Genomic DNA, 26,126 nt, shown 5'->3' on the forward strand with positions numbered 1-26,126 from the left:
AGCGTCGATCCGGCCACGGCAGGGGCCCGAGGGTGCCCATATTGGTGTGCCCGGGCAGCCCGCCGATCTGATAGGGAACCATATGGTTCAGATCGCAGCGCCCCGCGGGGTGTTCGAATGGGGATATCGTTCATACGGTTCACGCGCGCCCCGCACCCTGCACACGCCATCCGCCACGTCATGTCGGCGCGACTCAATCCGCTAGGCTGAAACAGTGAGTATGTCATCAACGAACGTCCGTGTTCTCAACACGTTCTTTGAGTTACTCACGTCCGATGTGGGGCGCACACGCGATCAGATCTGGAGGCTGGAAGGCTATCGAAATCTGTCAGAAGAAGCCTTCAGTTCCGCCTTCCAACGCGACAAGGACGCTCTTCGTGACATTGGCATCATCATGACCGTCACGCCCGGCCGTCACGGAGAGCGATATGCGATTTCGCCGGACTCATTTGCTGACCGTCGCGCCACGTTCGACGCAGTGGACGGCGCGCTGATCAACATGGCGTTGGGCGCGTGGAACGAGCAGGATGGAGCCGAGCGCGGCGCAATGCTGACCACGAAACTGCGTGCCCTCAGCGATGGTGCAGAAAAACCGTGTGCACCGCTCAGCGTCGGATTGTCGGGCGCTCACATGATCGTCGATATTCTCACCGCGATCCGCAACCGCCAACCGATCACATTCATGTACGAATCCACCCGCGTTTCAGAGCGCGCAATCGAACCGTGGCGCATCATCATGCGAGGACGCGGCCTGTACGTGTGGGGATTGGATTTGGATTGCGACGAACCACGGCTCTTCCGTACCTCCCGCATAACGTCAGGCGTCACGCTGCTGGGAGAACCCGGAGACGCCGGCCCTATCCCGGACAATTTGGGCGACCCATTCGAACGCCTCATGGTTTCGCCCACCCTGGCAATTCAAGACGGACAGGCGCAGGCAGTGCGAGATATGTGCCGTGCCGAGGGCGCCCGCAGCTGCGAGGGCGAGGTGAGTGTTGCTGACGGATGGATGCTGTATCGCGGACAGGCCGCCGAACGCAGCGAATGGATAAGCGCGATCCTCGCACACGTTTCACACGTAGTGGTGCGTTCACCTGAATGGCTGCGCGAAGCGATCATGACGCGACTGGACGCCGCTGCTGGCTGGGGGAGTGACGATGCCTGAACGCACAGAAGTAGCCGCCGCACGTTTGCTGTCACTGGTCGCCTGGATCGGTGATCATCCTGGATCCTTGGTCAACGACATTGCCGAGCACTTTGGTCGCACACGCAAGCAGGTCCAACGCGACATCGAAGTGCTGGGCAGTGTGCGCGACTCCCTGCCGGGGGCCTCGCTGGAAATTGACTGGGATCTGTACGCGCGTGAAGAACGCGTCGCCATGCATTCGACGCTCGGCGCAGACGTCCCGCCCAGGCTGACCGAAGAGGAAGCAGCACTGATCATTGTGGGGTTGCAGGCCCTCACACCGATCCTGGGTCCTGACCTGCACGATCACGTCATGCACACGGCGCTGGCGGTGACACGTGACGCGCAGGCCTTTGAAGAATCCCTGGCCTATTCGCCCTCCGGAAGCGACCAGGCCCGAATCGATGACATTTTGAGCGCGCTGTCTGCCCAAGTAGCGGTGAGATTCACCTACCCGCATGACGACCATGACCGCGAGCGCACCATTGACCCGTGGAACATCAAGCGTTTCGAAACCGGCTGGACAGTGACCGGCTGGGATCACGACGCTGCAGCTGAGCGGACATTTCGGATAGACCGTATGCGCGATATCAGCGTCAGCGATCAGCCGGTGACACACCCTGCAGCAGCGGATGGGTCCCCCTCGGCAATGGTGCGTATGACGTGTACGAGCGAGGCACGATGGATTCTTGACGCCGTGCCGCTGAGCGTCGTGAGTGACTCGGGCAGCGAATTCAGTGTCGATGTGCCAGTGTGGGACGAGGAATGGGTGACTCACTTCCTGATCGACATTGCCCCACATGTTGTGCAGGTTGAGCCCTCCGAATGGAAAGAACGTGCTGCGCGCGTGGCGCGCCGGGCCCGCGACGTGTGGGCGATGGGGAAGTAGGGGAGTAAGCGAGCATGTCACCGAAAAGACGCCGCCGCCGCGTCCGCGAGGAAGGCGAACCAACCCGCGAAATGGATCAGATGAGTCCGGCTGAACGCTTCGAGGCTGCCAAGGCTCAGCGCGCCGTCGATTCGAGTGCGCGCAGTGCATTTGCCGACTCGCTTGGGTTTTCGCTTGATGATTTTCAGTGGGAAGCGCTTGAAGCTGTTGAGGGTGGCGAGTCTGTGCTGGTGGCCGCGCCGACCGGAGCAGGAAAGACCGTTGTCGGCGAATTCGCCACCTATCTGGCTGTTGGGCGTGGAACCCGCGCGTTTTACACCACCCCGATCAAAGCCCTGTCCAACCAGAAGTTCATGGATTTCCAAAAGCGGTTCGGGGAAGAATCGGTGGGTCTGCTCACCGGTGATACGTCCATCAATCCGGGTGCTCCAGTGGTCGTGATGACCACTGAGGTTCTACGCAACATGATTTATGCGGGCGCGCCGCTCGATGATCTGACGCACGTAGTCATGGACGAGGTTCACTACCTGGCTGACCGTTTCCGCGGCCCGGTGTGGGAAGAAGTGATGATCCACCTGCCGCAGCGTGTCAGTGTGATTGCGCTGTCGGCCACAGTGTCGAATGCCGAAGAGTTCGGCGCGTGGATGCAGCAGGTGCGTGGCACGTGCCGCGTGATTGTCTCCGAAAAACGCCCCGTTCCCCTGTACCAGCACATGATTGCCAATTCGCACCTGTTTGATCTGTACGCGCCGGGGTCGAGCCGCCGGGCGGGTGTGAATCCGCAGCTCAGGTATGAAATTGCCCGCAGCTCGCAACCGGGTAGTGGCCGAGGTTTGCAGCATAATCGACGAGGCAGGCTGCAGCGCCGCGAAAGTCGAGCCGGCGTGCTGATGACACTGCAGCGGGCCCACCTGCTGCCGGCAATTGTGTTCATCTTTTCTCGGGCTGCGTGTGACGATGCGGTACAGCAGGTAGCTGCCTCACCGTTGGTGCTGACGACTCCGGAAGAAGCGCGCCAGATCAGGGATGCGGTCGATAAGGCAATGGAGCAGATTCCTGTCACTGACCATGTCGTGCTGGGGCTGCATCGATGGGCGAGCGCTCTGGAGCGAGGGATAGCGGCTCACCATGCCGGAATGCTTCCCGTCATGAAGGAGACGGTGGAACGGTTATTTACTCGCGGTTTAATTAAAGCGGTCTATGCAACCGAGACGCTGGCGCTGGGAATCAACATGCCCGCCCGGACAGTTGTCATCGAATCCTTGCAGAAGTGGAACGGCGTTGCGCACGTTCAACTGTCGGCGGGGGAGTACACGCAGTTGACGGGACGTGCCGGCAGGCGCGGCATTGACCGTGAGGGCCACGCAGTGGTGCTTTACCAGGGACGCGTTGAGCCTGAAGAGGTTGCATCGCTCGCGTCGAAACGAACCTACCCGCTGATCAGTGCCTTCAGACCAACGTACAACATGGTGGTGAACCTGCTGGCACGGTCCTCTCGCGCGTCGACGCGCGAAGTGCTCGAGTCCTCATTCGCCCAGTTCCAGGCCGACCGCGGAGTCGTCGAATTTGCGCGCGAAGCTGCGCGGGTGAAGAAACATATGGATGAGGTCGCCTCGCACGTCAAGTGTGAATACGGCGATGCCCTGGAGTACTTCCAGTTGCGTGAAGAGCTGTCCGGTTTGGAGAAATCCTCAGCGAGGGCGCGGTCGGCAGTAGTGCGGCAGGACATGGAAAAGGATCTGCGCCGGGCGCGCCGCGGAGATATCGTCGCCTACCAGCCCGGGCGAGCGACCCGCTATGGGGTGGTGATCCGGCCTGCCGACGAGGGGCGAGCACCGCGAATCGACGTAATCGGCACGGATATGAAGATTCACGATGTGATTATTTCGCAGAAAATGCGTGCCTTTGCCGTGGTTGGAAGTATGAAAATCCCGATGGGACGTGACCTGCGCAAACGTGTGGTGCGCGAGAAGGTGGCCGGCGAAATTCGCCGCCGTGTACGCTCAGGCGCACTGGATGCACCGCGTCGGTCAGCCCACCGTGACGATCCCACCATTGCGTATATGAGAGACGAAATTCGTCACCATCCGGTTCACCGTTGCCCGCAGCGCGAGTCGCATGCAGCGATGGGGCATGAATGGGCACGTGCTCGCAAGGAGTACCTGCGAACGGTTGAACGTATCAATGAGCGCACCGACACGGTCGCGAAGGAGTTTGACCGTGTGTGTGCGGTGCTCGAATCCCTCGGCTTCCTTGACGGCGACCGTGTGACAACGGCGGGACAACAGCTGCGACGCGTGTTTGGTGAGCGGGATCTGTTGGTCGTTCACGCCGTGCGATGTGGGGCGTGGGACGACCTAGATCCGGCTGAATTGGCAGCGGTGGTCTCCACCTGCGTGTATGAAGCGCGTGCGGAAAACAATCCCGACACGTCAATTCCTGGTGGCGCCAATTCAGCGATCGCTCGTGCACTGGATGCAACGTGGCGTGCCAGCCAGGAGATCCAACAAGCAGAAACGTCTGCGGGAGCTACACCCACTCCTCCGCCGGATATCTCGCTGGTCGGTGCTATGCATGCGTGGGCGCACGGTGCGTCGCTGACCACTGCACTGCAAGTAGCTGACCTGTCGGGCGGCGATTTTGTGCGCTGGGTGCGACAGGTGATGGATCTGCTCGACCAGCTCTCGCACGCTGATCAGGGTGGCCTGGCCACATGCGCCCGGGACGCTCGACGGATGCTCGTACATGGAGTGGTGGAATGGTCGACCGTTTGAAACTGAAACTTCCCCCGCGGCGCAGATGGCTGGATTATCCGTGTGCCGCGATCAGCGGCGTATGTCTGTGGGCGGCATTCCCGGATGTGGGATGGTGGCCGCTTTTCGTCATCGGGCTGGCATTTCTAGTCGCCCTCGTCGATCGATCGTCGACTGGGCGAGGCATGTGGTACGCAACGTTGGTCGGCGCGCTTTTCTGGCTACCGCACATCCACTGGTCATCCATCGCAACAGGCGGCTGGTTGCCGTGGGTGACACTGTCAGCCACGCAGATCATTGCATTGTGCATCTGGGCGTGGTGCGCTGCGATCAGCAGGGCACTGGTGTGGGTGCGCACCTGGTGGGGACAGACATTGTCGTGGGCCGTTCTGTGGGTCGCGGTCGAACAGCTGCGTTCAACCGTGCCATTTGGCGGTTTCCCGTGGGGCAAGACGGCGTATGCGATGGTCGATGCTCCGTGGGGAAAGCTCGCGCCGTGGGGTGGGGAAGTGCTGGTCAGTGCAGTCACTATGATGCTCGCAGTGCTGGTGCGGCGCACATTTTCGCTCCTGAGAACGCGCTCGGATGAGCACTGGTGGAACAGACCGTTGATGCTGGTGCTGGCGGCTGCGCTGGCGTGTCTGCCGCTGGCGATCACACTACCGAATGCGCAGGAAGCCGGATCGATTCGCGTGGGTGTCGTCCAGGGCAACGTTGAAATCCCGGGCAATGCAACGTACAGCGTGCCGCTGAAAGTTACTGGCAATCACACGCGCGAAACGCTGCGAATGGCCGAGGAAGGCGACGCGGTGGATGTGGCTGTGTGGGGTGAGACGGCAGCCGATCGCGATCCACGTGCCAATTCAGGCGTAGCGAACCTGGTCGATGAAGCAGTCGATGCGCTCGGCGTTCCGATTCTGGTCGGCTTCAACGGGTATGACAGTCAGGACAATACGCGCACGAATCTGGTTGGCTGGTGGTACCCGGATTCGGGTCTGAGCGATCAGCTTTACGGTAAGCAGCACCCCGTGCCGTTTGGTGAATACATTCCGTGGCGCTCCTTTATTTCAAAACTGGCTACCGAGGCAGCTCAGGTCAACGTCGACATGGTTGCGGTCGATAATCCGAGCCTGCTGTCCGTGACGCTCAACGATGGGCGCGAGGTGCCTTTCGTGATGGGAATCTGCTTCGAGGTGGCTTATGAGGATCTGATTCGAGACGGTGTGGAACGAGGCGGTCAGATCATTGCCATTCCAACGAATAACTACCATTTTCGGTATTCAGCTGAGTCCGCTCAGCAGGCTCAGATGCTGCGTTTTCGAGCAATGGAGTACGGCCGATCGGGAATCCAGGCCTCCACCAATGGTGTCTCGATGATTGTGCGCCCTGATGGCACGATCGTCCGCCAGACAGCGAAACAGACTGCAGATCACATGGTGGCGCAGCTGCCGTTGCGTACATCACTGACGTGGGCAGCCAGACTCGGCATAATTCCGTCAGTCGGAATAATGTGTGGAGGGGGAGTCGTCACCATCTGCGCCGTGGTGCGCGCACTCATCAGCGTGCGGCGACGTTAATTCTTTCGGTAGGCGCCTTCTGGACGCAAACGGCCCGAGCGCAGCAGTTCGAGCTGCTCGTTCAGGACAACGTCGAGTTCTTCAAGGGATCGGCGCTCGCGCAGCATATCCCAGTGCGTGCGAACCGGTTTGGCTGGTTTCTGTTCTTCCTCTTCGCCTTCTTCGCCGATAATTTCAGCGGTGGCGCCGCATTTGCATTCCCACGTCGCCGGAGGATTCGCTTCGGTGGAAAATGGAATCTGGAATTTATGGCCGTTGGAGCACAGGTATGTTGCAGTCGCTCGGTCGGCGAAGATGACACCTTCTTCTGATTCCATCGATTTTGCACCAATTTGCATACCGCGAAGGGCGCGATCAGCCATGAATCCTCCTAAATGCGTGCGAGCTCGAATATTGTAACTGATAGAGGTTCGCACGCTCCACCACAATCCGATAATGTACATTATGTCAGATTTGGGAAATCGTGAAATCCCCTCTCACTTGGCGAAAGGAAATCTTCATGCCCGAGGTCAGCAGCTCGGTCCACGCTCAACGTCAGCGCACGCGAGGGACAACCCAGCCGCGCGGTCTGTCACTGCGTCCCTACTTTAAATCCGACGCGCCCGCGCTTGTTGTGGTCTTTGGCGTGGTGTGCGCGCTGACGATCGCTGTGACGCGCGCATACCTTGCTCTGACTGGTTATCCCCAAGTTGGCGGCGAAGTGTTTCACATTGCTCATGCGATCTGGGGCGGCTTGCTGCTCATTATTGGCTTGATCGGCGCGATGGTATTGACGAATTCCTGGGCGTCCTGGGCAGGTGCGATCCTCGGTGGCGTCGGTGCCGGATTATTCGTGGATGAGGTCGGTAAATTCATCACACAAGATAATGACTATTTCTTTCCTCTTGCCGCAACCATTATTTACGTGTTCTTGGTGTTGTTAGCTGGTGGGGCGCTTGCTCTCCAACGACCAAGCCGCAGTACTGCTGCCGCGCACCTGCACCTGGCCCTCGACATTGCCGAACAGAGTGTGGATCGCACCCTTCCGGCTATGCGCCGCGCCCAGATGGCACAACACTTGGACAAAGCCCGAAACCTCAACCCCTCTCCTTCACAACACCTGCTCATCGACGCGCTCAGTGACTTGGCAAATGATCTGCCCGGAGATGGATCTGACGCCGGCACACGCCTGACACGCTGGGTTAGAAACGTTCCCACGTCTCGCTTCCAGAGCGTCGCAGCCGTTATGCTCTTCATTCAGACGATCGGTGACGTCGCACGCGCCGTGATTGCCCTCGTGTCGTACGCGTCGGGACATGCCATGCTCGACCAGGTCGTTCCCGATGTGACACAAGACGGCTGGACGGGCACATTGTCAATCGCAGCTGTCATCGGCGGCGTCATCGCGGGTGCGCTTGCCGTGGTTGCAGGAGTCATGATGCTCCCGAAGCGCTCCTCCATCAAGATTCCATTCGGCATCGCCTTCGCGGCGGTCGGCATTGACCTCGTTGTGGTCAACTCGCTTGCCTCCTACACCAACCAATTCTTCATCCTGGCGATCGCCGCCTACCTATCGGTGTCAATGTCGGTGATCATCATGTGGCGTCGTTCGAATTCTGCCGATCGACTACTACAGTAGGAAACATGAGACTTGGAGTAGATTTCGGTACGACACGCACCACTGTTGCGGCAGCTGATCGAGGCAACTACCCTATTGTAGCTTTCAGTGACGTCGATGACGACGTGTGTGAATACATCCCCTCCCTCATGGCGCTTGACGGTGACCATCGCGTCTACGGCTTCGACGCGGTAGAACTGGCGCGCCAGGGTGCTCCGCATCTGCGCTCCTTCAAACGCCTGATCTCCGATCCAGCTGTCACAAGCGAAACAACGGTGCGGGTTGACCGCCGCGACATCAACGTCCTGACGCTCCTGATCGAGTTCCTCACCTACGTGGCCCACGAAATTCGCACGAACTCGTCAGTGAGTCAGATCCCAGACGAAGAACCACTGGAAGCCGTCATCGGTATTCCCGCCCACGCCTACTCGGCACAACGTTTCCTGACGCTGGAAGCATTCCGGGCAGCCGGCTTCACCACTCTTGCCATGATCAACGAGCCGTCAGCAGCAGGCTTCGAATACACCAGTCGACATCGCGCTTCGCTATCGACCAACCGGCAACAGATCCTCGTATATGACCTCGGTGGCGGAACCTTCGACGCCTCACTGGTCAGCGTGGAAGGAACCTCTCACGAGATCCTCGGATCACACGGCAATAACCTGCTCGGCGGGGACGACTTTGATCAGGTACTCGCCCAGTGCGCACTGGCCGCAGCCGGCGCAACCTTTGCCGATCTGAGCGACTCCGATATGGACGATCTGCTTGAACAGGCACGCGATGCAAAGGAAGCACTGACACCTCAGACCAGGCGAATCTCATTGACGGTGGGCGCACGCGATGTCACAGTGCCGGTCGCGGACTTCTATGCTCACTGCATCGACCTGATCGATTCCACCGTCGAAACAATGAAGCCGCTGCTCGCCATTGATTCAGAAGGCGGAGAGGAACTGGGACCTCACGTTGCGGGATTGTACGTCGTGGGTGGTGGGTCCCAACTGCCGCACGTCCTGCGCGAACTGCGACGCCGCTTCGGGCGACGTGTCCACCGCTCCCCTCACACCGCAGCATCAACCGCGATCGGCCTGGCCATCGCAGCTGATCCCGAGTCCGGCTTCACCCTGCGTGAACAGCTTTCACGTGGAGTCGGCGTATTCCGCGAAATGCAGTCAGGGCAGATGGTGTCGTTTGATCCTCTGCTGGATGCTCACCTCAGAGTCTCCACACAGGATTCCGTCAGCGTCACGCGTCGCTACCGTGCCGCTCACAATATCGGGTGGTTCCGCTTCGTTGAATACACGGCAACCGACGACCAGGGCGTGCCGCGAGGCGACGTCTTGCCATATGGCGAGCTGATTTTCCCCTTCGCCCGCGAACTGCAGGATATGGGCGACGCCCTCGACCCCCATGCCGTGAGTGTGCGCCGCACGGAGGACGGACCCTTAATCGAAGAAAAGTACACGGTGGATCGGCACGGTATCGTTTACGTCGCCATCACCGACTGCGACACGGGTTACACTGTCTCGCAATCACTGGGAAGTAAATAACACTGCAGGAGATCCTCAAACGTTAGACAATGTAATGTGTCTACTTTTCTGCGTCAGTTAGGTGCCGCCTGCGCGCGCCACGGGATCCGCACGCTCCTCGTGTGGATTGCCGTCCTGCTGATTGGCGGGATCGGGGTGTGGCAGGCAGGCCCGCAACTGTCAAATGATTTCAAGATTCCCGGCACAGAGGCCCAAGACGGCCTCGACATTATTTCGGAACGATTCACCGAACTGGCCGGACTGACCGCACAGGTCATCGTGGAATCTCCTGATGACCACCCCATCGAGACACACCGCGACCAGGTGCAGCGCGTCGTCGATCAGTTGAGCGCCGTCCCTCACGTCACTCAGGCAGCCGACCCGTGGTCAGAACTGCTGCGCACTCCCACAATCAGTACGGACGGACGATTCGCGCTGATCAACGTCCAACTTGACTTGGCGCTCGGGCAAGATGACGACGGCGCACTGGACACTATCGAAACGGTCGCTGCCGACAGCACCAAGGCCGGGATGCCGGCATCGGTCGGAGGCCAGATCTACCAGCTAACATCAGTGCCCCTCTCCCCTCTTGAACTGGCTGGTGTGGCCATTGCGCTCATCATCCTTGCGATCACGTTCCGCGCACTGCTGCCTGCAGTCCTGCCCGTGATCACCGGACTGCTCGGCGTGAGCATCGCGATGACAGGTGTACTCATTGTTGCGCAGTGGGTGGACATTTCCACCACTACTCCCACGCTGGCAATCATGATCGGTCTGGCGGTCGGCATTGACTACTGTCTTTTTATCGTCTCCCGCCATCGTTCCCAGCTGGCTCACGGCTGGAACGTCGTTGATTCCATTGCGATGGCCAATGCGACATCAGGTGGTGCCGTAATCTTCGCCGCCATCACCGTTGTGATCGCACTATGCGGTCTGATCGTCTCCGGCATCCCCTTCCTGGCAGTGATGGGTCTATGTGCCGCGGCCGCTGTGGCCGTGTCCGCTGTGATTGCGGTGACCGCCATCCCGGCTCTGATGGGTTTGATGGGTGAGCGACTGCGCCCACGCTACGCACGCGCATCGCGGCGCTCCGGTCAGGAAGAGACTCGCAAACATGCAGCGAAGCACTCGAAGCAGAGTGCTTCCCAATGGTGGGTATCAGTGATCACTGCCCGCCCGTGGATCACGATCGCTGTCGTCTTGGTTTTCCTGTCCGCCGTCGTCATTCCTGCCAAAGATCTGCGCCTGTCCCTTCCCGACAATGGAACCGAGCCGGTGGGCACTGCCGCACGAGACACCTACGAGCTGGTGGCGAACGAATTCGGAGACGGAGCCAACGCTCCCCTGCTGATCATCGGTGGCATCATCCAGTCTGAGGACCCGCTCGGTCTGGTCGATGAACTTGCTGACCGGGTTGAACAGGTTGATGGCATCAGGTCAATTCAGATAGCCACCCCGAACAGGAACGCTGACCTTGCTGCCGTCATTGCGATCCCCGAGGCCGCGTCGAACGATCCTGCAACCGAAAAAGCACTGGAGAACCTGCGCGAAGCTGCCGACACGTGGGAGCGTGAACTGGGCGTCGAGGATATTCATGTGACCGGCATGGTTGCCGCCAGAATGGATGTGACCGCTCGCCTGACGGATGCGCTGGTGCCGTTTGCCTCACTGGTGGTGGGGCTGGCGTTGATTGTGCTGACAGTAGTCTTCAGGTCACTGTGGGTGCCGCTGACCGCAACGATCGGATACCTCCTGTCGATCGGCGCAGCATTCGGCGTCACGTCCATGATCTTCTCGTGGGGATGGTTCACCGGACCGCTGCGCATCTCCAATACCGGGCCGGTCATCTGCTTCATGCCGATCATGGCGTTGGGTGTGCTCTTCGGCCTGGCGATGGACTACCAGGTCTTCCTCGTCACCCGCATGCGCGAGTACTGGACTCACGGCGAGGATGCACGGCAGGCAGTCAAGAAGGGATTCGCCTCCTCCGCACCTGTTGTGGTGGCTGCAGCGCTGATCATGGTGTCGGTTTTCTTCGGATTCATTCCCTCAGGTTCCTTCTACGTCCAGCCCATCGCACTGGCGCTGGCGGTTGGCGTTGCTATTGACGCATTCATCGTGCGCATGACGCTCATTCCAGCGGTCATGATGGTGCTTGGTAAGCGAGCCTGGCGTTTTCCGCGCGCACTGGACCGGGTAGTGCCTCACGTCGACGTCGAGGGCGTCGCTATGGATCACCTCAGCGATCACATGGAGTGGAAACGTGTCAACGGACCGGCAATCTTGCGCATGGAAGATGTCCGCATTAACGAGGGTGGACAGACCGTGGCCTCGTGCGATGAGCTGATTGTCTGGCCCGGTGAGGTCATCCAACTGGACGGGCCACCCAGCCAGGTGCGCACACTCATGTGCGCGGCTGCGGGCCTTATCCGCGCTGACCAGGGAATTATCGTGGTGCGCGATAACGACGCGCGCGATCGATCCAGCTGGATGCGCGCTAACATTCCGATCATGTTGCGAGCCTCATGGGCCCACATGATTGCGTCGGATGCTGAAGAGTCGGACAAGAACCTGGTACTCGTGGACTGCCCGGTAACCGAACAGGTGCGAGACCAGCTCATCAGTGCGACAGTGGAACAAGAAGGTGCACTGATTGTGGGACCTCAGGCTGGCAACAGTGGCTTTGTGGTCACACGGACGGTAAAGATTGGAGGCGACGCATAAATGCGATTACGAGATGCACGCCTATTGCTGGTCGCCGTCATCGTGCCGATCCTGCTCGCCGCGTTGTCCATGTGGTCAATCGGTGGGAACAGTACAGGCTCGGACATTACACGCCTGAAAGCGGCGATCGTAAACCTGGACAAGGGCGCGGAAATGACGCTGCCCGACGGCTCAACTCAATTTGTCCCTTTCGGACGCCAACTGTCCGCCGAACTGCTCAAACCGCACGATGGAACCGCAACGTTCCAATGGGAGCTGATGCAGGTCAACAGTGCGCACGACGCAATTAAGAACGGTGACGTTGCTGCAATCGTGACCATTCCGGAAAACTTCTCGACAGCGGTGGCAACGATCGGGCAAACTAACGCAAATCCCGGCATTGTCTCACTGACCAGCTCTGATGCGACTGCACCTATGATGAACGAACTGGCCCATGCGGTGACGGAAGCCGCCGCGCGATCCTTGGGCCAGACGCTGGGCACGCAGGTTCTCAACGGTGTCTATCTGGGATTCGACCAGCTGAAAGACCAGCTGGGAGCAGCTGCAGACGGAGCCAGGCAACTCGATTCCGGTATCGGGTCCTTGGGACAGGGTGCCCATCAGCTGGCCGACGGCGTCCACCAGAGCACGGATGGCACCTATGAACTTGCCGGCGGACTTGCCCAACTTGCCGACGGCACGGCAGCACTGGAGAGCGGTGTGGCAGGATTTTCGGGCGGTATCGGACAGCTCCATGCCGGTGCGGAACAACTGTCAGGCGGCATCCACCAGATGCGCGACGGAATCGCCGGATCAGCCTCCTCCCCCGGTCTGACCGGCGGCGTTGACCAGCTGGCGGACGGCATCCTGGGAAACGGTACGACGCCGGGGCTGGCCAGTGGCTCACTCCAGCTGGCAGAAGGAACCGAACAGCTGGCCGACGGTATCGCGCGACTTGACAACGGGTTGGACACGATCCGTGCCCTCATTCCCGAGGATTTCGATCCTGCTGACCTGCCAACGATCACCATCGATCTTCAGCAAATTGTCGATGTGATGAAACAGGTGGCTCGGGATGCGCGCGATGTGCTCAGCAGGCTTGAACCAATCATGACCGATCAGGATGTCATTAACGAGCTACGTAGCTCGCTGCTCGGCCTTATCGATCGATGCCCCGCTGAAACGTTCCCACAATACTGTGCCGATATGAAAGAGTTTGGGCAGTTGATTGTGCCTTTCATTGATGGCCTGCCCACGGTTGCAACCGATTCCCTCGCTGCCCTCGACGATTTCCTGGCGAAGATTTCCAGTGACGAATTCGCGGACGGCCTTGCCGACGCGCAACATTTCGTTGACCACTACAACGAGTACATCGCCCAGATTGTCGGTCCGGATGGTTTACTCGCAGGGGTGAGCCAACTGGCCACAGGATCCCAACAGCTTGCCAGTGCAGCGCGTCAAATGGCGGATGGCATCAATGGAACAGGCTCGACGATAGGCCTCGTTCAGGGCGTCACACAGCTACAGAACGGGGTGCATCAGCTCCAGGACGGATTTGACGGCACAGAAGGCCAGCCTGGACTCGTCACCGGAGCCGATCGCCTAGCCGACGGCTTGGCACAATTGTCGGCTGGAGTGGGCCGCTTCTCGGGTGGCATTAGCCAGCTCAACGACGGAGCCCAGGGAGCGGCTGACGGCTCCAGCCAACTGGCAGACGGACTCGGACAGCTCGGAAACGGAGCCGATCAGCTTTCCACAGGCATCGACCAGCTACGCGACGGATCGTCCCAGCTCGCGGGTGGCCTGGACGAGGGCGTCTCGCAAATCCCCGTCTACTCAGATGCGGAACGCACTCGGATTGTGTCCATGGCGATGCGTCCGGTGCAAACAGAGCAAGATGCCACGACGCAGAGCACCATCGGAACAGCTTTCCCGTTTACCGCTGCAGTCCTGATCTGGATCAGTGCGTTTGGTGCATTCTTGATGATGCCGGGCCTTCGCGGTCGCGTCTTGGCTCGTCCAGTCGGTGCAGTTCGGGCGGTCATTGATTCGCTGCGCGCCCCGTCCGGCGTAGTGGCAATCTCCGTGCTGGGCGTGATCTGTGTAGCGCTGCTGTTCAAGGTCTTTCCTGTCAGTCTCGCTGGTACAGGTGCACTGATCATAGTCGGCGCAATTGTGGCAGTCCTGGTCCACCAGATGCTATTGGCAGTGTGCGGTGCCCGGATCGGGCGTGTCGTCTCGCTCCTGTTCTTCACGTTGCAGGTCGTTGCCCTCATCGGGCTGATGCCCTACCAGGATTCACCTGACGCCTTATCTACAATGAACGCGCTGCTGCCGTTGGGAGAACTTGCCGGAGGCCTGCAGACCAGCGTTCTGGGTGTGGGATCCTCGTGGGTGCCCCCGCTCCTGTCGCTGATCGGATGGGGCCTGGTGAGCTTCATTGGTTCGGCGGTGGCGGTTACGCAGCGCCGAACGCTCTCGCCCGAGAAGGTTCGCGAAGCGTTGAACGTTGTTCCGATGTGAACTTAGGAAACGGAACGGTGCCTGCGGCGACGGCGTTCAGCTAGATCGTCAATAACCGTGTCATCTTCGTCGCGCCGCTCGACTGGCAGTTCAGCCAGGGAACCTTCAACTTCGCGCCACACTCGCCCCACTGCGATACCGAACACGCCCTGTCCGCCTTGGAGCAAGTCAATTACCTCATCGGATGAGGTGCATTCATACACGGATGCGCCGTCACTCATCAGCGTGATCGACGCGAGGTCATCGATTCCACGGTTACCGAGCTGCGTGACTGCCTGGCGAACTTGCTGGAGTGACACGCCGGCGTCAAGGAGCTTCTTGACGACTTTCAGGACGAGGATGTCGCGAAATGAGTACAAGCGCTGTGAACCGGATCCACGCGCAGCGCGCACCGAAGGCTGCAGTAACCCTGTGCGAGCCCAGTAGTCGAGCTGACGGTAGGTGATGCCGGCCGCGGAGCACGCAACCGGGCCGCGATAGCCGGTCTCGTCTTCGTTGAGGCCTTCAAGAGGGTCGCCGAAGAGCATGGCCTGTCGTGGTTGTGGGGCTACTGAATCAGCCGGATTCGCGCTCACGTATGCTCCTCGGACTCTTAGCCACTGAATGGGCTCACTGTGTGTACTCTCTAACGCTAATTCCCGAACGGTCGTCGGTCAACAATTCAAACGGCGAGCCTCAAGTTCAACTTGAAGGTGAGTCGCCGTTGAGCCTCGACAATGAAATTCGCAATAGTTCCCGGTGCAGGTCAGCGAGCTTCTCACCAAATTCCATTGAGCGTGCGTGTGCACGCTCACGATCGGTAGCGCGTTGCCGTGACAACTGCGAGGACACAACCTGATCAATCACATCCGCACTGCGCTCGGCACCTGTGCGCACAGAACGCAAGATCCTCGCATTCATGCCCTCAGCTTCAAGGGCCACCAGCAGGTGCACGACGTGAACCGTGCGAGATGGAAAATAGCCAGCAATGTCAGGGGCGATCAATCCGAGTGCAGTGTAACGTTCGAGAGTTTCGACAGTGGCGCCCGTCAGATCAGCCAAGTCACGCGTGGAAATCGTTGACTGGTTCGCAGGGACAACCACTTCCCCATCGGAAGCAACAATGCGTGCGCTCGGAGCAAGATCCACGTCATGGCCGGCGTCCAAGGCTCGCAGCTCATCGCGAATGGCATTGAGGGGCGAATAGGAATCGCGCTGGCGGCGCAGGATATAGCGCAGTCGCTCACGGTCGGACTCGGAAAACTTTCGGTAACCCGCACTCGTACGGCTCGGACAGATGAGTCCCTGATCCTCCAGAAAACGAATCTTTGACACTGAGACAGTGGGGAACTCTTTTTGCAGAGCTTCTGTGACCTGGCCGATGGCCATTGTCGGCTCTGCACTCAAGCCACGTGGCCACTGTCCCTGTTGTGGATTCTCCTCGAGTGCGTATGCGTGGGCAGTGTTCATGCCTGCTGCGGGGACGGCTGGTAGGTCATGCGGTACTTGCCGATCTGGACTTCATCGCCTTCTTGCAGATGTGCCTCATCGACACGTTCACGATTGACATAAGTGCCGTTCAGGGAGCCTGAATCGCGGACAATGTAGCCACCGTCCTGTGCGATGAACTGGCAATGTTTGCGGGACACAGTCACGTCGTCAAGAAAAATGTCCGACTTGGGTGAGCGTCCGGCGTTAGTTGTGCCTGGATCGAGCAGGAAGCGCGCACCGGAGTTCGGGCCACGCTGAACGATGAGCAGTGCGGAACCGGCAGGAAGGGCCTCGACTGCCTCGCGGTCGCGAGCAGACAACGGCAGCGGTTGAGCAGTCTCCTCTTCTTCCTCCGAGCCTGGCAGGCCGAAGACCGAGGTTGCCGTCGGGTCAAAGTCACTGTGATCTTCCATCATTTCCCTCTTCCGCGAGTACACCGGAATTCAGATGCACCCCAGTGTACGCAAAAAAGGTACGCCGGCGCATTGCTGTTTCATTGATAACAATTATGTCACGCCTCTATTTTTCTGCCGCATATTGAGGGATCGGAGTAGGAGCAACTTCATCGATCACGACTTGCTGGGATTTGATGATCTCCACGTCCGCATTCTTGGAACGCATCTGCCAAGCCGCACCTGCAGAAATCTCCAGTGCAGTGGCAATCGTGTCCGAATCTCCAATCACTTTCCACTGGTAGGGCGAGTGGATCACCTGACCGTTCATGATGATGCCCACATCCGACATGGAAAACCAGGTCTGCGCGTTGGCACGGATACCGTTGATGCTCACAGCTTCAGCTCCGGCGTTGCGCAGTTCCCCAAGGGTCATGACGAACTGGACTGCATTGACACCTCCCTGCGGATCGGTAACGATCATGGTGAGGCCTTCGCCTTCAACAGGGACCGTTCCGGCATTGATACGTGCCTGCTCGACACTCTTGCGGGCCGCTTCGTCGGCAGCCTGCTGCTGGGAGACAGCATTCTCCAGGTCAGCCAGCTCAGACTCGAGCTCAGCCTTCTCGCCGCGCAGTGTTTCCTCGCGTCCAGACAGCTCATCGAGCAGCACCACCAGGTCTTGCTCGGTCATCTGGTCGAGCGGGTCGGCACGCTGGGCGCGCACCTGAGTTACCAATGCGATACCGAGCATCATGCAGATGACGACAAGAAGAATATGGATCGGCCTCGGACTGGCCAAAAGAGCCTCTCGCAGCCGTGAACCGCGCGATATCTGGGGTTTGTTCGCAGAATTACGTGCCATTGTCGTGCACCTACGCCTTGAAAATAAGACGACGGATGGACGCGGCGTTGGAGAAGATACGGATACCGAGAACGACGACGACAGCGGTCGTCATGGCGGATCCGACGCCGAGCTGCTGTCCTAGGAATACCAACAGACAGGCTACGAGGACATTCCAGAAGAACGACATGATGAAGACACGGTCGGAGAAGACACCTTCGAGCCACGCGCGCCCGGCGCCGAAAAGAGCGTCAAGCCCAGCGACAACGGCAACGGGAAGGAATGGCTGAATCCACACCGGGATCGTGGGATCGACCATGAATCCAATGACGATTCCTGCAATCAGTCCAAGGACAGCAATCATGTTTAGCCTCCAGCACCATCTCGAGTTTCAGCGTAGCGCGTCGAGCGCTGATCAACGCCCTGCATCTCAATGGAGTTTGCGGCCCGTGTCGTGATCTGTATACCTCGAGCTGACTGGGCGGTAGACAGATAATCACCGGTGCCGCCACGCACCAGTGCCACCGACAGATCCGACCCGTCTCCGATGGCATTGATGACGTAGGGAGACTGGATGGCCGTGGTGTTGACCAGGATCGTTGAACCTGCGGTGCGGATGAAGGTGCCCGACCCGATGCGAATGCCGTTGACGTCAATGGCTTCAGCTCCGCCCGCCCACATGGCATTGACCACCATTCGCAAGTCCTGATCGCGCACAACCGCCTGGGGTCGTTCAGTTTTGGAATCTGTGGCGTCGCTGAGGGCAACAGTCAGACCCGGTCCGTGCACGGAGTGAGCCGCGCTGGCCATCGCCACGCTTGCCTCCAGTTGCGGTGCAGATGTCGGGGCGATATCGGCAGCTGAGCGCATCGTGGAGGACAGGTCGGACACTTCCTGGCTGAGCGAGTCAACCTGCGTCTGGACGGTTTCGATGCGCGAGGTCAATGAGTTTCGCACTGTCGTATCAGCGGGGGCGCGTAAGTATCGCACTGCGATTCCGGAGGCGATCCCCAGCGCGATCGCCATGATGATGACGAGGACGCGCATTGCCGGGCCGGATCGGCGGGCATTCGGATCGGCTGCGTATGCGTGGTAGGCAGCATCGAGCGGATTGCGAAGAAGCTGGTTGAGCTGCGACATCGATGCGGCAGGGTCCTTTCGGGGCGAGGCAGTGCTCATAGCGTCTCCTCCCAAAGTTCCTGGACGCGTTGAGCACGCTGAACGTCGTCAAAGTTCTCGATTACGAGCCGTCGCAGGGCAGCAGGTGCATCCGTATTGCCCTCCAGCCATTGTTCATATTCATTGACGAGGGTGGCTACCGCATTCGGATCATCGCAGTCGACGTGATGTGGAGCGCCAGCACGCACGAAGCGAATACCCATGCCGATGGAGTGGGTGGCCCAAAAATCAGCGAGGTGCGCGAAGAACTCACGGTCGAGCTCATCGCCCTCCCACGTGGACTCCGCCAGGCCGAAGAGGATCGCTGAGGTTTCCTCGTTGGAAATGTCCCCGGTGAGAACTCGTTTCCATGACTGTTCACGGATAGTGGCTGTGGGCAGAGCAGCCACAGCGCGAGCGTGGAAAATGGTAGTCTCCCCTGTGCGTTCGTTGTCCAGCCACTGGTCGAGGCGAGCGCGGTCGACATCGCCGCGCGCAGCAAGCGCGCGGCGTGCACGCCAGGCAAGTTCGGGACCGATTTCCAGTCCATGAATACTGTGCCGGCCCGCCACGGCTGTGATCGTGCTGGTCGCTGCAGGTGACAAGGGGCACCAGGGTGCTGAGCTGAGCAACGCTCCGAGCCACAGACGCTGGTGGTCCACGGTAGTGGTGTGTGAGAGGATGTCGAGTGCAGTGGCGACGACCTGTTCGTGCAATGCTGCTCGTTGTGAGCGCGGGCAGTAATGCGCGATGGCGTACTGAACACTGGACAGCAGTCTGTCCACAACCGCGTCGTGATCTTCGGTGAGTGCCTGCGTGAGTACTGCGCGAACATAGCGGTCTGCGCGCATGAGCCCATCGCGCACCATATTCCATAGGTTCGCCCACACAACGGCGCGCGTGAGCGGATCAGGGCAGGTTCCGATGTAAGCCAATGCCGTGTCCGCGCTGTGCGCATCAAACCTGCAGATCGCATACGTTAGATCGTGGTCGTTCAACACGATCAAATCGCATTCCCCGCGTGAAAGTGTGTCGTCTGTGATGCGGATACGGGCGGCCTCAGTATGCAGGCTATAGGTGTGGGTGCGCCTCAGGGCTCCCTCGTCAATCGCCCACGTGGATACCTCAAGTGTGTGTGGACGAACGAGGCGGTCCTGGACCAGGTCGAAGCGGGAAAGACGGCCCGAATGGTCGAATTGCACGTCGACGGAGAGCCTGGATGGGCCGCTGGTTTCCAGCCATAGCCTGCTCCACTCAGTCAGATCCTTCCCGGACGTTTCTTCCAGGGCTTTCAGAAGGTCGGTCAGCTTCGTCGCACCGTTGGCGTGGCGGGTGAAGTAGAGTCGTGCACCGGCAAAAAACGCGTCCTCACCAAGGGCGGCGAACAGTTGTCTGAGAACGGCTGCACCCTTGGCGTAGGTGATGCCGTCGAAATTGTTCTTGGCTGCCTCCACGTCCGGGATATCTGCAGCGATGGGGTGGGTGGTTGGATACTGGTCCTGCTCGTAGGCCCAGGCTTTGCGGCCAATGGCGAATGACGTCCACTCCCCTGTGTAGGCGGTGGCGTGAGCAGCCGTGTTGGTGCCCTGGTGGTCAGCAAAGGATTCTTTGAGCCACAGGTCATCCCACCATGCGGGCGTGACGAGATCACCGAACCACATGTGGCACATTTCGTGAAGGATCGTGTTGGCACGGTGCTGACGCTGCGCGAATGTGGGGGTGTCGCGCGACAGGAGATGTTCGTTGAACGTGACGCACCCGGGATTCTCCATTGCGCCAAGGTTGTATTCAGGCACGAACACCTGATCGTAGGATCCCCACGGAAATGTCACACCGTAGTGCTGATGATAAAAGTTGAGGCCCTGTCGGGTGACAGTCAGAATATCGTCGTCGTCCATGAAAGGCGCGAGGGCGGCGCGACACATCAGACGCAGCGGGATCGCGACATGTGTGCCGTCGCCGGCTCCACCTTCCCAGGTACCGCCGTCAACTACGGCCCACTGGCCTGCAACAACTGCGGTGATGTAGGAGGACAGAGGTGGTGTGGTGGAAAAGTCGTGCCGAATGAAGGTGCCGGCATCCGTCGGTGTGTCGATGCCGTTGGACGTGACAGTCCATTCTTTCGGCGCGAGGACGTGGAAGGTCCAGCGCGGCTTGATATCGGGCTGATCCATACACGGCCAGGCCCTGCGCGCATCGGTGGGCTCAAACTGTGTGTACAGGTAGATGCGGTGATCTTCAGGATCGAGATAGCGGTGGAGCCCCTCCCCTGTGCGTGAAAAGCTGCAGTGGGCGCGCACGGTGAGCGTGATCGGACGTGATATTGGAAGGTCATCAAGGTCAAGGCGAGATCCGTCATGGTGGAACGCATGCGGAGCGTCATCGACCAGAACCTCGTCCACCGTTCCCACCACGTCAACAAATGTTGAGGGACGGTTGAGCGTCATTGTGAACACAGAGGTGACAGGATAATGTGTCTCGTCAAGATCACCTGCACGCGTCAGATCCACCGTCACGTCAATGTGGGACACTGAGACTGTCTGAGCACGCTGACGTGCCTGGGATCGCGTGAGGTTAAACATGTCTCGATTGTAAGAGCGCGCGCGAGTTGAGGCATTGGGGCGCGCCCGAGTAGTAAAGTGTGCGCCATGACTACCATTAATGAACTGCGTCCTCGCACATCAGCGATTACTTTTCGTGAACTGGTCCGCGACCTCGATGTTCATCAATGGGTGAATGAAGACAAGGCCAACTGTCCCGTCACTGGCGTGACGGTCTCTTCCAGCGACATTGATGCCGGATGGGTGTTCGTGGCAATCCCCGGATACTCCCACCACGGCGCCGAATTTGCCGCAGGTGCGCTTGAGGCTGGCGCGGCCGGCGTCATCACTGATGAGAAAGGTGCGCGGATCCTGCGTGACAGTGGCGCGAGCGTCCCTATTGCAGTTGTCGACGACCCTCGCCAGGCGGCAGCGTTCGTATCTGCACGAGTGGTCGGAAACCCCGATCAGTCACTGACGACCGCAGCAGTGACCGGCACAAACGGAAAGACCACCACAACCTATCTGGTCAGCGCCGCGTTGGGCGCCATACACGATGTTCCTGCGCTGTGCGGCACCGTGGAAACCCGCATCGGTGACATGACGATCTTGGCGACGCGCACCACGAACGAGGCACCGGTCCTGCATCGCTTTCTTGCCTGCGCACAGCAACAAGGCGCTGACAATGCGGTCATCGAAGTGTCCTCTCATGCATTGAGCTTGAATCGTGTTGACGGCATTGTCTTTGACGTCGCCATTTTTACGAATCTGCAGCACGATCACCTGGACTTCTATCACGACATGGAGCACTACTTCCAGGCCAAAGCATCCCTGTTCACGCCCGAGCATGCCCTGCGTGGAATCGTGTGCGTGGACGATGAATGGGGCCAGCGACTGGCACGTGAGGCCACGATCCCGATCACGACTGTTGCGGCCTTGAGCTCGCAACAGGCAGACTGGCACGTCAGTGATATTCATCCGGATCCGCAGACCGCACAAACCGTTTTCTCCCTGACCGATCCGGCGGGGCACACCCACCAGGTTCACAGCCCGGTACTCGGAGAAGTGAACGTGCAAAACTGCGCTGTGGCAATCGCAGCGGCGACGGCAGTGGGTGCGGATTCAGATCAGGCGGTCACTGCCCTCGAGCGGGCACCGCAGGTTCCTGGGCGTATGGAGAAAATCAATCCGGACTGTGACGATCAGCCGCTCGTGATCGTTGATTACGCGCACACCCCCGAAGCTCTGGAATGGATTCTCAAGGATGCGCGCGAACTGGCTGGCGGCCGCGTCGTCCTGGTCTTTGGCACGGACGGTGACCGGGATGCCTCCAAACGCATACCGCTGGCTGAAGTTGCGGCGAGACACGCGGACGTGTTGTGGGTGACAGATGAGAACCCCCGAACCGAGGACGCGGCGGCAATTCGCGCCGAGCTGATGGAGGGAATCCGCAACGTGCGTCCCGACCTGACCAACGTCACGGAGGTTACAACGTGCCGCCGGGATGCGGTACGGTGCGCGATTCAGGACGCCAGTGCGAATGACATCGTCCTGATCACCGGGAAGGGTGCCGAGTGGTATCAGGAGATAGATCATGTCTATCACCGATACAATGACGTGCCGGTTGCACGCGAAGTGCTGGAATACAGTGAACCCCGCAAGCGAGGATGACAAACGTGAGCGAAGAGCAGGATATTGACACAGGTGAAGCCCGCGCACGCTCGATGCGGTCGTCACTGGACAACTATGAGCTCAGTGAATCCGACTTGCAGATCCTTGACGATCACGAGGGCGACCTGCCCTCCAGCACTGAGATGGACGGCTTACCGGTCCTTGCTGTGATCGGGCGACCCAACGTCGGCAAGTCCACGCTGGTGAACCGTATCCTGGGGCGTCGCGAAGCGGTTGTGCAGGACACGCCGGGTGTCACACGTGACCGTGTCACCTACCAGGCCGAATGGGCTGGTCGCGAATTCCTCGTCGTTGACACGGGCGGCTGGGAAGTCGACGTGCGCGGACTGGATCGCAATGTGGCCGACCAGGCCGAGGTGGCGATCGACCTGTCAGATGCAGTGCTGCTGGTGGTCGACGCGACGGTGGGAATTACCACCACTGATGAACGTATCGTGGAGTTGCTGCGCCGCAGCGGCAAGCCGGTCATTCTGGCGGCTAACAAGGTGGATTCCGCCATGCAGGAAGCAGACGCTGCCTACCTGTGGGGTTTGGGTATGGGCGAACCATACGCCATCTCCGCTTTGCACGGTCGAGGCACGGGTGACCTGCTGGATCGAGTGCTGGCAGTTCTCCCTGAGCGCTCGGCACGAGCCGGTCAACCACGCGATCCCAACATTCGCCGCGTGGCTCTGGTGGGACGACCGAACGTCGGCAAGTCCTCACTGCTCAATGCGCTCGTTGGACATGAGCGCGTCGTCGTAGACTCAACAGCTGGCACTACGCGTGACCCGGTCGATGAGATCGTCACTTTGGGCGACCGCCAGTGGCAATTTGTGGATACGGCCGGTGTGCGCCGCAAAATGCACCGAACAACGGGAGCTGATTTCTACGCGTCGATCAGAACACAGGCTGCGATTGAAAAAGCCGAGGTCGCCCTCGTCCTTTTTGATGCCTCGGAAGTATTGACCGAGCAGGACGTGCGCGTCGTGCAGCAGGTTGTTGATGCCGGGCGGGCACTCGTGATCGTCAACAACAAGTGGGACCTGGTGGACGAGGAACGCCAAAAGGAACTCAAATCTGAACTCGAACGCGAACTCGTGCAGGTCGCGTGGGCGCCGCGCATCAATATTTCGGCGGCAACGACGTGGCATACGAACAGAATCGTGCAGGCGTTGGATACGGCTCTTGCCGGGTGGGAAACACGAATCTCGACAGGTAAGCTGAACGCTTTTCTGGGGCAGCTTGTGGCCGCACACCCGCATCCGCTGCGCGGTGGCAAACAGCCCAGGATCCTGTTCGGAACGCAGGTGTCATCCGCTCCCCCACGCTTCGTGCTCTTCACGACCGGTTTCCTCGACCCCGGATATCGACGTTTCATTGAGAGGCGTCTGCGTGAGGACTTCGGTTTCGCCGGCTCCCCCGTTCAGATATCTGTGCGCGTGCGGGAGCGGCGCAGGAAATAGTCCTGACTGTTGTTTTCGGCATGTATGGCATCTATCTTTCGATCTGCTATGTGCAGCGTCGTCACGCAACGCGCATGAAGGAGTGAATTGACGAGGGTGACCCGTGCGGGAGGCCGGTCGATGATACAGTCATGACCGGACAAGAACGGAGAGCCGACGTGAACGATACGCCCATGATGACACTGCCCGATGGGCCAATTGACATTCGACTGATCGCCAGCGACATGGACGGGACGCTGCTGGACGGCAACTCGAAACTGCCGGACGAGTTCTGGCCGCTCATGCATGAACTGGCTGTACGTGAGATTGCGTTCGTGCCCGCGTCAGGCCGTCAGCTCGCCACCCTCGACACCATGTTTTCCGGCACAGACGCCGGTCACTCCTACATTGCTGAAAATGGCTCCATCGTCACGTTCCACGGGCAGGTTGTGTCGACCACTTGCATCGACATGCCGACAGTCAATGAAATGATCGATGTGACGCGGCGTGTGAGCTCTGACGGAAGCTACAACCTCGGTCTGGTCGTGTGCGGGCAGAACAGCGCGTACGTTGAACGCACAGATGCCGAGTTTTACGCTGAAGCCCACAAATACTATGCACAACTGGAAGTCGTCGACGACTTGAAGCAGGCCGCGGCGCACGATAACGTCCTGAAACTCGCAACGTATGACTTCACGGATATTTCTGCCTTCGTTGATGATCAGGTTCCCCACTTGCGTCAATCGCATCAGGTGGCAGAATCTTCGCGCCACTGGGTCGATATGATGAATCCTGTGGCGAATAAAGGACGAGGGTTGACTGCCCTGCAGGAATCGCTGGGGATCGGTCCGGAGCACACGGTTGTGTTTGGCGACTTCCTGAACGACCTGGAGCTCTTCGACCATGCCGACTATTCGTACGCGATGGCTAACGCTCATCCGGATGTGACAGCACGAGCCCGATACCGCGCGCCGTCAAATATTGATCACGGTGTCATGACTGTGGTACGCGCGCTACTGGCGCTTTAACGGTGGGCCCGGCCGGTCTCGAACCGACGACCTCTGCGGTGTAAACGCAGCGCTCTGGCCAACTGAGCTACAGGCCCGACACGTGCCACTGACGTGGCACGAGGGATACTTTAACGCACACAGGTACGCAGACGCACTTGAGACGTGCGTGAGATGTCTTACCGGTGTGCGCGCGGACGAGCCGTGACGCAGATTCCGGTCCACGTGTCCCCCATTGAGAACGCGGACGTAGAATGAAGACCTGCCACACTGGCTGCTTCGGCAATGTCCGCCACGGGCACAGTGTTCGGATCAGAAGGCTTGGGGAAAAGAACCCAGATCATGCCGCCGTCGTCAAGGTTTGACGCAACATCGACCAGAACGTCACCGAGGTCTTCCTCTTCAGCGTCGTCAGCGCGCCACCATACCAGTGCGCCGTCGACAACGTCGCCATAATCGACATCGACCAGTTCGTGACCAGTCTCGCGTGCGACAGCATCGCGAACAGCTTCATCGCTGTCATCGTCTACGTAGAATTCCTGGACAACCTGATTTTGGGTGAATCCGAGGCTGATCGCCACGTTGTGTAACCACCTTCCACACGCGAACCCGCTGGGCTCGTGAACTATCTAACGGCACTATAGTAGAGCAGATCTGCACCTGGGAAGAATATTTGCGCCGAAAGTCGCCGCCGATGTGGCTTGACGGGACCTGCGAGTACGGTCGGAAGGCGTCACCCTCGTCAATGAATCAAAATTGAGGCGATTCTCATGGGTCTTAAGCCCTAAAGAAGTCGCAAATCTGGGACTTTCGGGTGAGAATAGAACCACCAGGACATTGGCGAC

Annotated in this window: 20 protein-coding genes and 1 tRNA gene; 11 read left to right on the top strand and 10 right to left on the bottom strand. The window is 59.4% G+C overall.

Annotated features, from left to right (window positions below; translation table 11 throughout):
* Positions 1–220: 220 nt before the first annotated feature.
* The 4 genes from AC1EJ1_RS02910 to lnt are packed head-to-tail and all read left to right on the top strand — an operon-like array spanning position 221 to position 6,405.
* Positions 221–1,165, top strand: coding sequence for a helix-turn-helix transcriptional regulator (locus AC1EJ1_RS02910; protein WP_285014320.1), 945 nt, complete (start codon positions 221–223; stop codon positions 1,163–1,165).
* Complete coding sequence (locus AC1EJ1_RS02915) at positions 1,158–2,075, top strand: helix-turn-helix transcriptional regulator (protein ID WP_285014050.1); 918 nt, start codon at positions 1,158–1,160, stop codon at positions 2,073–2,075. Before AC1EJ1_RS02910 ends, AC1EJ1_RS02915 begins: the two co-directional genes overlap by 8 nt.
* A gap of 14 nt (positions 2,076–2,089) precedes the next feature.
* Positions 2,090–4,849 (top strand): DEAD/DEAH box helicase, encoded by a 2,760-nt coding sequence (locus tag AC1EJ1_RS02920; RefSeq protein WP_285014051.1) that lies wholly within the window; start codon positions 2,090–2,092, stop codon positions 4,847–4,849.
* Positions 4,834–6,405: an apolipoprotein N-acyltransferase gene (gene lnt / locus AC1EJ1_RS02925; protein WP_285014052.1), complete on the top strand. Its 1,572-nt coding sequence runs from the start codon at positions 4,834–4,836 to the stop codon at positions 6,403–6,405. Before AC1EJ1_RS02920 ends, lnt begins: the two co-directional genes overlap by 16 nt.
* Here lnt and AC1EJ1_RS02930 read toward each other — a convergent pair.
* Positions 6,402–6,767 carry an RNA polymerase-binding protein RbpA gene (locus AC1EJ1_RS02930; RefSeq protein ID WP_058236755.1) on the bottom strand — a complete coding sequence of 122 codons (366 nt, stop codon included), beginning with the start codon at positions 6,765–6,767 and terminating at the stop codon, positions 6,402–6,404. The genes lnt and AC1EJ1_RS02930 overlap by 4 nt on opposite strands.
* A gap of 137 nt (positions 6,768–6,904) precedes the next feature.
* On the opposite strand from AC1EJ1_RS02930, the gene AC1EJ1_RS02935 reads away from it, so the two are divergent.
* From AC1EJ1_RS02935 to AC1EJ1_RS02950, 4 genes are read left to right on the top strand one after another with little or no spacing between them, the layout of a single operon-like run.
* Positions 6,905–8,023, top strand: a complete 1,119-nt coding sequence (locus AC1EJ1_RS02935; protein WP_480295305.1) for a hypothetical protein — start codon at positions 6,905–6,907, stop codon at positions 8,021–8,023.
* Between the two features lie 5 nt (positions 8,024–8,028).
* Complete coding sequence (locus AC1EJ1_RS02940; RefSeq protein ID WP_480295306.1) at positions 8,029–9,549, top strand: Hsp70 family protein; 1,521 nt, start codon at positions 8,029–8,031, stop codon at positions 9,547–9,549.
* Positions 9,550–9,585: 36 nt separating this feature from the next.
* Positions 9,586–12,252 (top strand): MMPL family transporter, encoded by a 2,667-nt coding sequence (locus AC1EJ1_RS02945; RefSeq protein WP_480295307.1) that lies wholly within the window; start codon positions 9,586–9,588, stop codon positions 12,250–12,252.
* Complete coding sequence (locus AC1EJ1_RS02950; RefSeq protein WP_480295308.1) at positions 12,253–14,754, top strand: YhgE/Pip domain-containing protein; 2,502 nt, start codon at positions 12,253–12,255, stop codon at positions 14,752–14,754.
* A gap of 2 nt (positions 14,755–14,756) precedes the next feature.
* Here AC1EJ1_RS02950 and AC1EJ1_RS02955 read toward each other — a convergent pair whose 3' ends face one another.
* From AC1EJ1_RS02955 to pepN, 7 genes are all read right to left on the bottom strand, one after another.
* Positions 14,757–15,281 (bottom strand): MerR family transcriptional regulator, encoded by a 525-nt coding sequence (locus AC1EJ1_RS02955; RefSeq protein WP_058236911.1) that lies wholly within the window; start codon positions 15,279–15,281, stop codon positions 14,757–14,759.
* 154 nt (positions 15,282–15,435) lie between these two features.
* Positions 15,436–16,203, bottom strand: coding sequence for a transcriptional regulator FtsR (gene ftsR, locus AC1EJ1_RS02960; protein WP_092648609.1), 768 nt, complete (start codon positions 16,201–16,203; stop codon positions 15,436–15,438).
* Positions 16,200–16,637: an FHA domain-containing protein gene (locus AC1EJ1_RS02965; RefSeq protein WP_058236910.1), complete on the bottom strand. Its 438-nt coding sequence runs from the start codon at positions 16,635–16,637 to the stop codon at positions 16,200–16,202. The genes ftsR and AC1EJ1_RS02965 overlap by 4 nt, the downstream gene beginning before the upstream one ends.
* A 106-nt stretch (positions 16,638–16,743) precedes the next feature.
* A complete protein-coding gene (locus AC1EJ1_RS02970; RefSeq protein WP_058236749.1) occupies positions 16,744–17,481 on the bottom strand; it encodes a DUF881 domain-containing protein in 738 nt (245 codons plus the stop codon).
* Between the two features lie 10 nt (positions 17,482–17,491).
* A complete protein-coding gene (locus AC1EJ1_RS02975; RefSeq protein ID WP_058236748.1) occupies positions 17,492–17,824 on the bottom strand; it encodes a small basic family protein in 333 nt (110 codons plus the stop codon).
* 2 nt (positions 17,825–17,826) lie between these two features.
* Positions 17,827–18,639 (bottom strand): DUF881 domain-containing protein, encoded by an 813-nt coding sequence (locus AC1EJ1_RS02980; RefSeq protein ID WP_058236747.1) that lies wholly within the window; start codon positions 18,637–18,639, stop codon positions 17,827–17,829.
* Entirely contained in the window at positions 18,636–21,200 is a 2,565-nt protein-coding gene (gene pepN / locus AC1EJ1_RS02985) for an aminopeptidase N (RefSeq protein WP_480295309.1), read from the bottom strand. The genes AC1EJ1_RS02980 and pepN overlap by 4 nt, the downstream gene beginning before the upstream one ends.
* Positions 21,201–21,266: 66 nt before the next feature.
* Here pepN and AC1EJ1_RS02990 point away from each other — a divergent pair, with 66 nt between their 5' ends.
* From AC1EJ1_RS02990 to AC1EJ1_RS03000, 3 genes are all read left to right on the top strand, one after another.
* Complete coding sequence (locus AC1EJ1_RS02990) at positions 21,267–22,829, top strand: UDP-N-acetylmuramoyl-L-alanyl-D-glutamate--2,6-diaminopimelate ligase (RefSeq protein WP_058236745.1); 1,563 nt, start codon at positions 21,267–21,269, stop codon at positions 22,827–22,829.
* Positions 22,826–24,295, top strand: a complete 1,470-nt coding sequence (gene der, locus AC1EJ1_RS02995; protein ID WP_058236744.1) for a ribosome biogenesis GTPase Der — start codon at positions 22,826–22,828, stop codon at positions 24,293–24,295. Before AC1EJ1_RS02990 ends, der begins: the two co-directional genes overlap by 4 nt.
* Before the next feature lie 131 nt (positions 24,296–24,426).
* Positions 24,427–25,302 (top strand): Cof-type HAD-IIB family hydrolase, encoded by an 876-nt coding sequence (locus AC1EJ1_RS03000; RefSeq protein ID WP_480295310.1) that lies wholly within the window; start codon positions 24,427–24,429, stop codon positions 25,300–25,302.
* A 3-nt stretch (positions 25,303–25,305) separates the two neighbouring features.
* Here the strand turns inward: AC1EJ1_RS03000 and AC1EJ1_RS03005 are convergent.
* Together AC1EJ1_RS03005 and AC1EJ1_RS03010 are read right to left on the bottom strand one after the other, a co-directional pair.
* Positions 25,306–25,379, bottom strand: a tRNA-Val gene (locus AC1EJ1_RS03005).
* Positions 25,380–25,460: 81 nt separating this feature from the next.
* Entirely contained in the window at positions 25,461–25,862 is a 402-nt protein-coding gene (locus AC1EJ1_RS03010) for a DUF3052 family protein (protein ID WP_058236741.1), read from the bottom strand.
* Positions 25,863–26,126 lie beyond the last annotated feature (264 nt).

This window comes from Pauljensenia sp. C0170B4 (assembly GCF_056590235.1).

Excerpts from the sequence above, each read along its gene's own strand:
- AC1EJ1_RS02910 (WP_285014320.1), top strand. The coding sequence starts at position 221 with ATGTCATCAACGAACGTCCGTGTTCTCAACACGTTCTTTGAGTTACTC.
- AC1EJ1_RS02915 (WP_285014050.1), top strand. The coding sequence starts at position 1,158 with ATGCCTGAACGCACAGAAGTAGCCGCCGCACGTTTGCTGTCACTGGTC.
- AC1EJ1_RS02920 (WP_285014051.1), top strand. The coding sequence starts at position 2,090 with ATGTCACCGAAAAGACGCCGCCGCCGCGTCCGCGAGGAAGGCGAACCA.
- lnt (WP_285014052.1), top strand. The coding sequence starts at position 4,834 with ATGGTCGACCGTTTGAAACTGAAACTTCCCCCGCGGCGCAGATGGCTG.
- AC1EJ1_RS02930 (WP_058236755.1), bottom strand. The coding sequence starts at position 6,767 with ATGGCTGATCGCGCCCTTCGCGGTATGCAAATTGGTGCAAAATCGATG.
- AC1EJ1_RS02935 (WP_480295305.1), top strand. The coding sequence starts at position 6,905 with ATGCCCGAGGTCAGCAGCTCGGTCCACGCTCAACGTCAGCGCACGCGA.
- AC1EJ1_RS02940 (WP_480295306.1), top strand. The coding sequence starts at position 8,029 with ATGAGACTTGGAGTAGATTTCGGTACGACACGCACCACTGTTGCGGCA.
- AC1EJ1_RS02950 (WP_480295308.1), top strand. The coding sequence starts at position 12,253 with ATGCGATTACGAGATGCACGCCTATTGCTGGTCGCCGTCATCGTGCCG.
- AC1EJ1_RS02955 (WP_058236911.1), bottom strand. The coding sequence starts at position 15,281 with ATGCTCTTCGGCGACCCTCTTGAAGGCCTCAACGAAGACGAGACCGGC.
- ftsR (WP_092648609.1), bottom strand. The coding sequence starts at position 16,203 with ATGAACACTGCCCACGCATACGCACTCGAGGAGAATCCACAACAGGGA.
- AC1EJ1_RS02965 (WP_058236910.1), bottom strand. The coding sequence starts at position 16,637 with ATGGAAGATCACAGTGACTTTGACCCGACGGCAACCTCGGTCTTCGGC.
- AC1EJ1_RS02970 (WP_058236749.1), bottom strand. The coding sequence starts at position 17,481 with ATGGCACGTAATTCTGCGAACAAACCCCAGATATCGCGCGGTTCACGG.
- AC1EJ1_RS02975 (WP_058236748.1), bottom strand. The coding sequence starts at position 17,824 with ATGATTGCTGTCCTTGGACTGATTGCAGGAATCGTCATTGGATTCATG.
- AC1EJ1_RS02980 (WP_058236747.1), bottom strand. The coding sequence starts at position 18,639 with ATGAGCACTGCCTCGCCCCGAAAGGACCCTGCCGCATCGATGTCGCAG.
- pepN (WP_480295309.1), bottom strand. The coding sequence starts at position 21,200 with ATGTTTAACCTCACGCGATCCCAGGCACGTCAGCGTGCTCAGACAGTC.
- AC1EJ1_RS02990 (WP_058236745.1), top strand. The coding sequence starts at position 21,267 with ATGACTACCATTAATGAACTGCGTCCTCGCACATCAGCGATTACTTTT.
- der (WP_058236744.1), top strand. The coding sequence starts at position 22,826 with ATGACAAACGTGAGCGAAGAGCAGGATATTGACACAGGTGAAGCCCGC.
- AC1EJ1_RS03000 (WP_480295310.1), top strand. The coding sequence starts at position 24,427 with ATGACCGGACAAGAACGGAGAGCCGACGTGAACGATACGCCCATGATG.